We start from the raw sequence: 11,775 nt of genomic DNA on the forward strand, positions 1-11,775 counted from the left end.
TTCGCCGCCTATTTCCTGACCGTTCACGACATCATCCAGTTTGCCCGCAGCCGTTACATCCTGTGCCAGGGGCGCGGTTCGGCGGCCAATTCCATCATCTGCTACGCGCTCGGCATCACCGATGTCGGGCCGGAAACCATCACCATGGTGTCGGAACGTTTCATCTCCGAGCATCGGGGCGAACCGCCGGATATCGACGTCGATTTCGAGCATGAGCGGCGTGAGGAGGTTATCCAGTATGTTTATGAAAAATACGGCCGCCACCGCGCCGGGCTCTGCGCCACGGTGATCCATTTCCGCACCCGCGCCGCCATCCGCGAGGTCGGCAAGGTGATGGGGCTGAATGCGGATGTCACCGCCGCCCTTTCCGGTCAGATCTGGGGCAGTTCCAACAAGGGGCCGGAGGAGACCCGCGTCAAGGAACTGGGACTGGATCTTTCCAATCCACGCGTGATCCGGACCATCGACCTGATCCGCGAAATCATCGGATTTCCGCGTCACCTCAGCCAGCATGTCGGCGGGTTTGTCATCACGCAAGGGCGGCTCGACGCACTCTGCCCGATCGAAAACGCGGCCATGGAAAACCGTACGGTGATCGAGTGGGACAAGGACGATATCGATGCCCTCGGCATCCTGAAAGTGGACATGCTCAGCCTTGGGATGCTGACCTGCATCCGCAAGTGTTTCGACCTGATCGAGACCCATCACGGCGACAAGCTGACCCTTGGCAGCGTGCCGCAGGCCGATACCGGGACCTATGACATGCTGTGCAAGGCGGATGCGATCGGTGTCTTTCAGGTGGAAAGCCGCGCGCAGATGAACTTTCTGCCGCGTATGCGTCCGCGCGAGTTCTATGACCTTGTCATCGAGGTGGCGATTGTCCGTCCCGGCCCGATCCAGGGCGGCATGGTGCATCCTTACATCAACCGGCGGCAGGGCAAGGAACCGGTCAAGTTCCCCTCCAGAGAACTGGAGGATGTGCTGGGCAAGACACTTGGCGTACCGTTGTTCCAGGAACAGGCGATGCAGATCGCCGTGGTCGCCGCCGGCTTTACCCCGTCGGAGGCGGACAAGCTGCGCCGCTCCATGGCAACCTTCCGGCGCATGGGTACGATCGGCCAACTCCGGGACAAGTTCATTTCCGGCATGCTCGAGCGCGGCTATGAGCTGGAGTTTGCCCAGAACTGTTTCGGCCAGATCGAGGGCTTTGGCGAATACGGCTTTCCGGAAAGCCACGCGGCCGCCTTTGCCATGCTGGCCTATGTCTCAGCCTATCTGAAATGCCATTTCCCGGCCGAGTTTGCCTGCGCCCTCCTCAACGCCCAGCCGATGGGCTTCTATGCTCCGGCGCAGATCGTGCGCGACGCGCGCGAACATCAGGTGGAGGTCAGGCCGATCTGCGTCAACACCAGCTCTTGGGACAACACGTTGGAGCAGCGCAGCGACGGCGCATTAGCCTTGCGATTGGGCTTCCGCCAGATCAAGGGCATGCGCGAAGAAGATGCGGACTGGATCGTGGCGGCGCGCGGCAACGGTTATCCCGATACCGAAACCCTGTGGCTTCGCACAGGCGTGCCGCCGGCGACGCTGGAACGCCTTGCCGAGGCCGACGCCTTTGCCGGCATGGGGCTCAGTCGCCGGGCGGCGCTGTGGCAGGTGAAAACAATCCGCAGCCCGAAACCGCTGCCGCTCTTCAATGATCCGATCGATGGCGAGGCCGTCTTCGAGCCGGATGTCATCCTGCCGCCGATGCATCTCGGTCAGGAAGTGGTGGAGGATTATCTTGCAACGCGGCTGACGTTGCGCGCGCATCCTATGGAGCTGCTGCGCCCACATATTCCAAGCCTCACCCCACATGACCAGCTGGCGCGCCTGACCCCACGCGAGGCGCGACGCGTTTCGGTCTGCGGTCTCGTCATCACCCGCCAGCGCCCCGGTACGGCCTCAGGCGTTATCTTCCTGACCCTGGAAGACGAGACCGGCGTTTCCAATGTGGTCGTCTGGCCGAAAATGTATGAACGCTTCCGCGCCGCCGTCCTCGGCGGGCGGTTGTTAAAGGTACGTGGCCGTCTGGAGCGGGAGGGCATTGTCGTGCACCTGATCGCCGACCATATCGAAGACTGCTCCCACAACCTCGCCCTTCTCGGCCACCCAAAGGACGACATTCTGGTCGAGACCACCGCCAAGACCGACGAGGTGCCGGTGCACCTGAAGGCCGACACCCCGAAACCAAGAGCGATGCATCCTCGCGACCAGGCGAAGAAGCTGTTCCCGAGTAGGGATTTTCATTGAGGGGGAGCGGGTCGAGAGTGGACATTTGCGGTGGTTTGTTCCGAGTTCAACTATGCGGGACAAAGTTAACTTTCGCTGCGGTTGCGCCAGTGACCGCTATGGAGACGCCGCCGCATATCCCGGAGCGTTGACATCATTTCACCATGACTGTCTCCAGTGTTTTCTTGGCAGTTTCGCTGGCGAAGTTTAGGTTTTGTCCGGTGATAAACCGAGCATCGGCATCAGTGTGTCCGGCGAGCGGGATCAAGGCTCTACGATGTTTGAGGCGCGTTTCGTAAAACGTTGCTCAATGTTGTTGGGAACCGGACGCTGCGCGCGCAATGCCCAGCGTCGTATTCCACTCAAAAATCCGATTTTAAGCACTTCATTTCTCCCCAACCAAAAACGTCAGTCCAGTACGCGCGGATGGGTCAGTTCTCATTGGCAATCAACAGACTAAACCATCATATTGCGCCAAAATACCATCTGAACGTGCCAATTATCTTTAGGCCTATGGTGCATCTGAATTGACGCGTGCACTAAGGGGGTGACCCAAAACCTTGATACAGGAGGCTAAAACGTCAAACCGTGTTTACCCAATGGCCAGATCTATCGCGCAGGCGGCCAAACTACTGAATATCTCACCCGAATTGGTCGCGTTTCGAGCCGGGCTCGCGGATAACTTTTCGCGCGACGAGCGTGTAGAGTTGACGCCTTCGCAGGTGTTCGATCTTTGGCGTGCAGTTGAAGTTGAAGCTGGGCGTCCCGATCTGCCGCTCGCTTTGGGAAAACTCTTCGCGCACGCTCATTTTACGCCCGCGATGTTTGCATTTTCTTGCTCGCCTGATGTTCGAACCGGCCTTCACCGCTTGTCAGTGTTCAAACCACTGATGGCACCGATAACCCTGCAAGTCTCCGAGGAAGATGACTACCTGCATGTCGCAATCGGATCGGTAGACCCCAAAATTCAAGTCCCCCCGCAGATGATCTGGTTCGAAGCAATCTTCCTACTGGAATGCGTTCGTTGCCACACGGTTAAGCAAATCGTTCCAGCGCGCCTAGAACTTCCACTTATTGAGCACCCAGGGCATGAGGTACTTGCGTATCTAGGTTGCGAACCCAAGCGAGGCGCGCAGATTTCTCTGCGTCGGCAAGACGCGGATCTGCCCTTAGTCACCGAGAACGAGGAAATCTGGCCGGAATTCGAGAAGCAACTTCGAGACAGAATGGCGGCACAAGACTCGGAGGTGTTCTTCGCGATTAGGGTCAAGAACGCTCTGCGTGAAATGCTGCCGTCAGGTGAAGCAAGTATTGAGGCGACCTGCGAAAGGATGGCCATGTCCAAACGTACGTTGCAACGTCAATTGAAAGAAGAAGGCGAGACATTCCAAACGATACTGGCATCGACACGCTTGGAACTCGCTATGCACTATCTGAGCGAAGAAGAGCTAAGCATCGAAGAGATCTCTTTTTTGCTGGCATACCGTGAGCCTAACTCATTCTTTCGCGCTTTCCAACGCTGGACGGGCATGACCCCAGCGGAAGCAAGGGGTAAGTCAACGATTGATCTGTGCCCACCGCGCAAATGAAGAGCCGGGGCTACGACAAGGACAACTCTGTCATCTGGCTGTGCTCGACGAATCTCAACCATTTCTCGACGATAGATTTTGTTCATGACAAATCGGGCAATGGGCGCAGCTACAAAATACAGACGGTTTTGGATGAGTGCATCTGTAGGGAAAACATTGCCGGTGTTTGTCTCGACGGCGTTGCGTTGTTCCGCAAACGAATAAGAAAGATGCAACTAAAACTGACGCAAGTGATCGCTCGGCAAACTTGCGGTCATCTATCTTCTGGGAGGTAGAGTTTGTCAGCTGATTTCATGCTCATCACGTTTTCATTGTTCTTTGCAGGTGCGATCGCGGTCCCGCTCGCGACACGTTTCGGTCTTGGGTCTGTTCTCGGCTATTTGATCGCTGGCATAGCACTTAGCCCCATCCTGCACGCGATCGGGGCAGATGTTATTGCCCTTCAGCATTTCGCCGAGTTCGGCGTTGTGATGATGCTGTTCCTGATCGGCTTGGAAATGAAACCACGGGAGCTTTGGGCCCTCCGCAATCGAATTTTTGTCCTTGGAGGCCTGCAGATTGGTCTTACAACAGTGGCGTTTGCCCTGATCGCCCTTACGCTGGGTCAGCCCTGGACCGTAGCGCTCGCTATTGGCCTTGTTCTCGCGCTCTCCTCAACGGCGATTGTCAATCAAACCCTGAAGGAAAAAGGCCTGTCACGCTCGGATGGCGGGCAGTCCAGTTTCTCAGTCTTGCTCGCGCAAGACATCGCGGTGATACCAATGCTGGCATTGGTCCCACTTCTGGCCTCGCCCGAGCTCATAGAAGTGCTCAGCAACAGTGCAGGCCATTCAGATGATCATGGCGGGTCCGGGTTCAACATCTCTCTGGTTGAACATCAAAGCGCTTGGCGGACCGCCATTGTGACCATCATGGCCGTTGGCGGGGTAATTGTGGTCGGACAATATCTCGTAAGCCCCCTCTTCCGCTTTGTTGCCAGAGCGCGGCTGCGCGAGCTTTTTGTCAGCACAGCCCTCATGGTGGTGCTTGGCATTGCGTTGCTGATGACGATGGTCGGCCTCTCTCCGGCTCTTGGCACATTCCTCGCCGGTGTTGTTCTCGCCAGCAGCGAATATCGTCACGAGCTTGAAAGCGATATCGACCCATTTCGTGGGCTGTTCCTGGGCGTATTCTTCATAACCGTTGGTGCAGGTATGGATTTCGACCTTCTCTTTGGCAGTTTCGGATCCATTATGGGGCTGACCCTTGGCCTCATTGCGGTCAAAGCCATTGTGTTGCTCGCTTTGGCGCGCATCTTCAAAATTAGAGGTAGCGATCAATGGCTCTTTGGGTTGGGTCTCGCGCAAGCTGGTGAATTCGGCTTTGTTTTGCTGTCTTTCACAGTCGCAAACACCGTGATTCCTGCCGATGTCGCCGACACTTTGTTGTTGGTGGTTGCGCTCTCGATGCTCGCAACACCCCTGATGTTTATCGTCTATGAGCGCTTGATCGTGCCACGATACATTTCTGGTGAGGACACTTCCGCCGATGAGATCGAAGACTATTCTGGCATCATCATTGCAGGACATGGCCGCGTCGGCGGGATGGTCAATACAGCGTTGCGCGCTGCGGGCTATGAGACGACTGTAGTCGATTACAGCAGCGAGCAATTAGAGATGCTGCGCCTGATTGATCTCAAAGTGTACTATGGAGACGCCACCCGGCACGACCTTTTGAAAGCCGCAGGTCTCGATGAGGCGAAACTTCTGATCATCGCGATTGATGGCAAGGAACAAACCACTGAACTGGTCCGCTACGTCCGCGAAGCGTACCCGGATGTTCATGTGATCGCCCGCGCCTATGATCGCGTTCACGTCTTCGACCTGTGGGATGCAGGCTGCCGAGATGTCATCCGTGAAACCTATGACAGCTCGCTGCGCACAGCGCGTTCCGCCCTCGAGGCCCTGGGGCACAGCAAAGGCGCCGCGGACCGTATGATGGCCGAATATGACGCGTTTGAGCGAACACGCATGTTGGAGACGGCCGAGCTCCACAAACCTGGCGTCGCGATACATGAAAATGAGGCCATGGTGGCCAGGTATCAGGAGACCCAAAGTGATTGGGAGGCAGAGCTTCGGGATCGCGTCCACAAGGCCAAGATCAAGCGAGCAGAGTGATCCGTTCTCTTCGGCAAGTCTGATGGCACCTAATGATATTGTTGGCGATTTGGGCGCTTGATAAAAAGCATCACGTAATAATGCTTGTACCGAAGGAATTGCCCATGAAAGCGCAGGACGCATTTGACAGTCTCAATCCCACGGCATGGGCTGAAACTTCAGTCGTGGAACGGCTTGCCCTTATTGCAGAGATTCAGGAAAACATTCTGAAATACTGCGATGAATTGGGCGCTGCCGACGCAGCGATGAAGAACGAACAAGTTGGCGCGGAGGGCATATCGCTCGCAGAGGGAATTGTCACAACCGTCAACGCAATGGGTAATACGCTCATGGGCATCCGGCACCTCTATGAGGCGCTTGTGCATGGCGAATTGCCAGCGCCAATCGCGATTAAACAATTGCCAGATGATCGCTCCGCGATTGAGGTTTACCCTCTCTACAAAAAAGACAAGCTGATTGCAGGCAAGGTGAGAGGGTTCCTTCACGTGTCCGGAGAGCCTAATCAGGTCAACCCGCTCGATAAGCCTGCAGGCATTACCGCTGTCTCAGGGGCCGGCAACTATAGTTCCTCCATCGAAATGGCGATGGCGCTCTTTCTGGAAAACAAAGCCGTGATCCACAAACCACACCAGCTCAATGAAGCGTCAGACAAGGTGTGGGCAAAGATTTTTGCCCCGGTCATTGAACGTGGAGCGCTTGTCTTCATCGACGGCGATCAAGGACGTGAAATGTCCGCGCTCGAGGGTCTTCACTCGATTTACTTTACCGGATCGACTGGCGTTGCTCATGCGATCCAGAACGCAGCGAGCGCTCCGCTCGTCTCGGAGTGTGGCGGCAACAACCCCTGCCTCATCGTGCCTGGGCACTGGACCGACAAAGAAATTGAGCATTGGGCGATCCAACTGGCATCGGTCGGGAAGCTCAATGGCGGCGCGGTTTGTGGACGCCCTCAAACGATCATCACATCGAAGAACTGGCCTCAGCGCGATCAGTTTATCAAGGCGTTGCGCAAAGCGATCGCCGAGACGACCTTCGGAACCTCTACCTATTATCCGGGCGTTGATAAGACCAAGGAAGCCTTCCTTGAGAACCAGCCAACCGCAGAGATTCTGAAACCCGAAGGCGGCAACCATCCGAACAGTGATTTCGTGTTCATCCCGGGCATCGGTGAAGATGATTTTGCGGTCAGCAATGAAGCCTTCTGCCAAATCTTTAGCGAGCTTCCATTGGATACGGATAACGAAGCGGGCGATTTCCTCACCAAAGCCGTGGACTTTTGCAACAATCGGCTACTCGGCACGCTTGGCTGCATGATCCTGGTCGACAACGACACGTTTAAAGCGAACGAAGCTGCCGTCCATTCGGCAGTTCACAAACTCGACTATGGCGGCATCGCGGTCAACAACGTGCCACCCAATATCTGGCTCAATGCCTATCTGACTTGGGGCGGTTGTGGTGAAACGACAGAGAACTTTGTTTCCGGGGTCGGCAATTTCGGCAATGGTCTGAATTACGAAAACGTCGTGAAATCAGTGATCATCGACGATTTCGGAGCATCCGCGTTCGCATTCACAAACCGAAAGCAAGTTGACCACATGCTCGTGAACGCCTCCAAATACTCGGTCGATCAAAGTTGGGGCCGGTTTGCCAAGCTCGCGGGACAAATGGCCTTAGACAGCCTCCACGGTAAAGACTTTTGATGAAGGCCCGTTGATTTATTCCTCTGGGCACGGTGCCCGCCGGAATGATGAGCGTTGACGCGATCAATTTTGTTCTTGCGGCGCGCACGATTTCGCCGACCCGGCGAGGCGAACATAAACTATGACAGGAGGTGAATATGACACAAACAATTCTAATCACAGGGTGCTCAAGCGGCATCGGGCGGATGACCGCCAAGTTCTTTCAAGAGAAGGGTTGGAATGTTGTCGCAACCGTGCGCAGCAACCCTGAAACAGTTGAAGAGCTGAACGCATTAGACAACGTGTTGGTGACCGCATTGGATGTGACAAATGAGGAGACCATTAAGAGCGCGGTAGCCGAAGCGGTTGAACGCTTCGGAAAGATCGATGTTCTGCTGAACAATGCTGGCTACGGAGCATACGGCATATTGGAAGCAACGCCTGAAAAGGCAATCCGGATGCAGTTCGACGTAAACGTCATTGGGGCGCTGCTGGTCACGAAAAATGTGCTCCCATACATGAGGGCAGCAGGCGACGGGACGATCATAACCATCTCCTCCATGGGTGGCAAAGTAACTTTCCCGCTCGGTTCCCTCTATCATGGATCTAAGTTTGCCGTCGAAGGTATGATGGAAGCGCTCTCCTATGAGCTTGAGGCGATCGGAATCAAGGTGAAGCTGATCGAGCCAGGAATGATCAACACCAACTTCGCTGAAACAACCGGCTCAATGATCAATTTTGATTCAGAGCTGGCTGAATATGGTCCCTTTGTGGATAAGGCTCTGGCCGCAATGCAGACCGCAGGCTCGCAAGGGTCAGCCCCCATTCTGGTGGCAGAAGCGATCTGGCAGGCAGCCACAGAGGGGACCGATCAAATGCGCTACGTCGCCGGCCCGGACGCCGAGCAGGTAATTGCCGCCCGCAAGGCGTTGGGCGATGCTGAGTATCTAGCTATGATGAAAGGACAGTTGGGGCTTTAATTTAGTCGTGAGCGGCCGCCCAAAAACCGCTATTTCCACCTACTCACGGAGTCGGCCCACAGTGTCCACTATCGATGCTGGACACTTAGATCACTCTCCCAGATGCCTTTAGCGGACGTTTGTTGACTTTGCAGCATTGGTTAAAGAGGGCTTGATTCGGACCTTTGCTGCGGTAAGCGTACATGTCCGCTATGGGCCGAAACCGGCCGCGAATTTGCGCTTCGCGAACGTCCGCTTCGATGACTTTTCGGACGGAACCTGACAGCCCGCTTTCGGCCCCAAAACCGACACTCGACCAAATTGCAGCATAGCTCACATTGGTCACAAACAGTCACTCGTTACACTACGGTCAAACGTCAGACTAGGCTTGAGGACACAGGTAGGTTTTGAAAATCTCCAAGGGCTAGGTCGCGTTTTTTGGGTCCAGCCAGTTCACAATCGCCTGAGTTGTCTCTTCCGGCTTTTCCTGCTGTATCCAGTGGCCGCAATGCAGGGTGACCACCTCGACGTTTGGGACAAAGTCACTCAAATTTGGGGACTTCGGCACCAAATCGCGATCGCCGTAAATCATCAGAGCAGAGTGTTGGATGACAGGGTTGGTCTTCGCCAGAAGATGCCAGTTGCGGTCGAGGTTTCTGTACCAATTGATGCTGCTCGTGAACCCTGAGGTTTCGAATGCCGTGTCGAAAACGGCCAACTCGCGATCACTCATGAGAGGCTCACCGGCAGATGTTTCAGCCATGGCAAGATTGATCATGGCCATCCCCGGCTCTGGCGCTTTTATTGGTTCGTTCTTGCGATACAGATTGCGCAGGAACTGAAGCCTGTTTTTGTCCAGTACCGCATCTGCTTCGCCTGGATGACGGTTGAAATGCACGATGTATTGGTCGCTTCCCAAAAAGCTCTCAATGAAGTCCACCCAGGGGATTTCACCACGCTCCTGGTATGGCAAGCTGAGCGCGGTCACCATGTTCACACGGTCAGGATGCAGCAACGCAAGGTTCCAAACGACATTTGCCCCCAATCATGGCCAACAGCGTGGCCGCGATACCTTTGGGATGTTTGTCGGTGTTGATGACGTGGCTGAATTTGATGACAGCCTCACCTTCGTCGCACGCCGCAAGCGCAGTCGTAGCGCCGAGTACCATTGTCAGGGAAAGGGCGTGCTCACCAGAAGCTTCATAGTACCCTCCTTTTCGTCGCGCCTCCGGATCTCTTCCACCAGAGCGCCATGTGTCGCTGGAGATTAATCGGATTTTCCGAAAGGATTAGTCGGCAGGATTGATTATTATTTCCGATTAGTTATTTCGAATTGATCTGGGATAACGAGGAAAACCGGATTTCTCCGAGGAGTCGTAAATGTTTCAGGAATTCGTGGAGGAGAGGGTCGGCGGAGACGGCGCGACCTTGTTCATCCGCCGCGCGGGTCCGGATGGTGCGCCGCCGGTTGTGTTGTTGCATGGATACCCGCAGACGTCCGCGATGTGGAACGGTGTGGCGCCGATACTGGCCCGGTCATATCAGGTCGTTTGCCCGGATTTACGCGGATATGGTCGGTCGGACAAACCTGAGTCCGACCCGTCGCATCTGCCTTACTCGAAACGTGCCATGGCCGACGACGTTGTCGCGGTGATGCGGCGTTTGGGACACGAACGGTTCCTCGTTGGTGCTCATGACCGCGGAGCGCGGGTTGCGCATCGTTTGGGCCTCGATCATCCCGATTGCGTCAGTGCAATGGCCTTGCTCGACATTGCGCCGACCCGCGAGATGTATGCCGGGACGAGCGCCGAATTCGCGCGCGCCTACTGGCACTGGTTTTTCCTGACGCAGCCGCAGCCGCTGCCGGAAAAAATGATCGGATGCGATCCCGAAGGGTTCTGGAAACTGAAATGCGTCAATCAGGCCCGTGGCGAAAATCCGTTTTCTTCTGAGGCTTTGACGGAATATCTGGAGGCCTTCGCAGAGCCGGACGTAATCCATGCAAGCTGCGAGGATTACCGCGCCGCCGCGAGTATCGACATCGAACATGACAACGCTGACCAGGGGCGAAAACTAGACATGCCTGTCCTGGCCCTCTGGGCGAAACGCGGCGTGATCGAGACGTGTTTCGATGCACTTGGCCTCTGGCGTCAGCGTGCCGAACGGGTCGACGGCGAAGCGCTCGACGCGACGCACTACATGGCCGAAGAAATCCCGGACGAAATAGCCGCGCGTATGTCCGGTTTCTTTTCTCGCAACCCAATCCACGTGGAGGCCGCCGAATGAGCCGGACACTCTATGACAAGCTGGTCGACGCGCATAAGGTTTGCGATCTGCCGGACGGCGACATGCTGATCTATGTCGATTTTCACATCATGAACGAATACACCAGCCCGCAAGCCTTTTCTGGACTCGACACAAAGCAATTGAACGTCTGGCGCCCCGAGGCGCATCTGGCAGTCATCGACCATGTGAACGCCACCCGCAGCCAGGTCCCGCATGACGCGGCATCAAAGCTGCTGATCGACAATCTGGAGGCCAATTGCACCAAACACAGTATCGCCTTTTACGGTCTTGGCGACCGGCGGCAGGGTATCGAACATGTCGTGGTGCCGGAACAGGGGCTGGTCGCGCCAGGCATGCTGATCGCCTGCGGGGACAGTCATACCACCACCTATGGGGCTTACGGTGCGCTTGGCTTCGGCATCGGCACGTCCGAGGTTGAGCATGTGCTTGCCACCCAGACCCTGCGTTACAAGCGCCTGAAAACCATGCTGGTCGAGGTCGAAGGCGACCTTGCCCCGGGGGTGACCGCCAAGGACATCATCATGAAGGTGGTGCAGGTGATCGGCGCAGGCGGCGCCAATGGCTACGCGGTGGAATTTGCCGGTTCGGCTATTCGGGCGCAGTCAATGTCGGGCCGGATGACGATCTGCAACATGGCCGTCGAACTTGGTGGCCGCGCCGCGCTGATCGCGGCGGATGACAAAGCCTATCGCATGGCCGCCGGCCGGCCTCACAGTGACATGCTGCGTTTTGATGGCGAAAAGTGGACTTCTGACCCCGGCGCAGCATTTGACACCACTGTCAGGATCGACGCCGGCGAGATTGCACCGCTGGT

Annotated in this window: 8 protein-coding genes and 1 pseudogene; 7 read left to right on the forward strand and 2 right to left on the reverse strand. The window is 56.1% G+C overall.

The genetic code is table 11. The features are described from left to right. The 5 genes from K5905_RS15020 to K5905_RS15040 all read left to right on the forward strand — a co-directional run. A partial coding sequence (locus tag K5905_RS15020; protein WP_297585371.1) for an error-prone DNA polymerase occupies nt 1-2,292 on the forward strand: 2,292 nt, incomplete at its 5' end. A gap of 578 nt (nt 2,293-2,870) precedes the next feature. After that, a complete protein-coding gene (locus tag K5905_RS15025) occupies nt 2,871-3,860 on the forward strand; it encodes a helix-turn-helix domain-containing protein (RefSeq protein ID WP_297585374.1) in 990 nt (329 codons plus the stop codon). A gap of 278 nt (nt 3,861-4,138) precedes the next feature. Beyond that, on the forward strand, nt 4,139-6,016 hold the full coding sequence (locus tag K5905_RS15030; protein WP_297585377.1) for a monovalent cation:proton antiporter-2 (CPA2) family protein: 1,878 nt from the start codon (nt 4,139-4,141) through the stop codon (nt 6,014-6,016). A 359-nt stretch (nt 6,017-6,375) separates the two neighbouring features. Then, nucleotides 6,376-7,716 carry an aldehyde dehydrogenase family protein gene (locus tag K5905_RS15035; RefSeq protein WP_297585379.1) on the forward strand — a complete coding sequence of 447 codons (1,341 nt, stop codon included), beginning with the start codon at nt 6,376-6,378 and terminating at the stop codon, nt 7,714-7,716. Between the two features lie 137 nt (nt 7,717-7,853). Continuing rightward, nucleotides 7,854-8,675, forward strand: coding sequence for an SDR family oxidoreductase (locus K5905_RS15040; RefSeq protein WP_297585382.1), 822 nt, complete (start codon nt 7,854-7,856; stop codon nt 8,673-8,675). Nucleotides 8,676-9,078: 403 nt separating this feature from the next. Here the strand turns inward: K5905_RS15040 and K5905_RS15045 are convergent, their stop codons facing one another. Together K5905_RS15045 and K5905_RS15050 are read right to left on the reverse strand one after the other, a co-directional pair. After that, the gene (locus tag K5905_RS15045) at nt 9,079-9,669 is read right to left on the reverse strand and encodes an alpha/beta hydrolase (protein WP_297585384.1); all 591 of its coding nucleotides are present in this window, start codon (nt 9,667-9,669) and stop codon (nt 9,079-9,081) included. Nucleotides 9,670-9,706: 37 nt separating this feature from the next. Then, nucleotides 9,707-9,823, reverse strand: a pseudogene (locus tag K5905_RS15050) (C4-dicarboxylate ABC transporter); the annotation flags it as partial. 211 nt (nt 9,824-10,034) lie between these two features. Between K5905_RS15050 and K5905_RS15055 the strand changes: the two are divergent. Together K5905_RS15055 and K5905_RS15060 are read left to right on the forward strand one after the other, a co-directional pair. Beyond that, nucleotides 10,035-10,940 (forward strand): alpha/beta hydrolase, encoded by a 906-nt coding sequence (locus K5905_RS15055; protein WP_297585386.1) that lies wholly within the window; start codon nt 10,035-10,037, stop codon nt 10,938-10,940. Beyond that, the coding region (locus tag K5905_RS15060) for an aconitase family protein (RefSeq protein ID WP_297585389.1) at nt 10,937-11,775 on the forward strand (839 nt) is incomplete at its 3' end. The genes K5905_RS15055 and K5905_RS15060, both read left to right, overlap by 4 nt.

The organism is Roseibium sp. (genome assembly GCF_025698965.1).
Taxonomy (GTDB): Bacteria; Pseudomonadota; Alphaproteobacteria; order Rhizobiales; family Stappiaceae; genus Roseibium.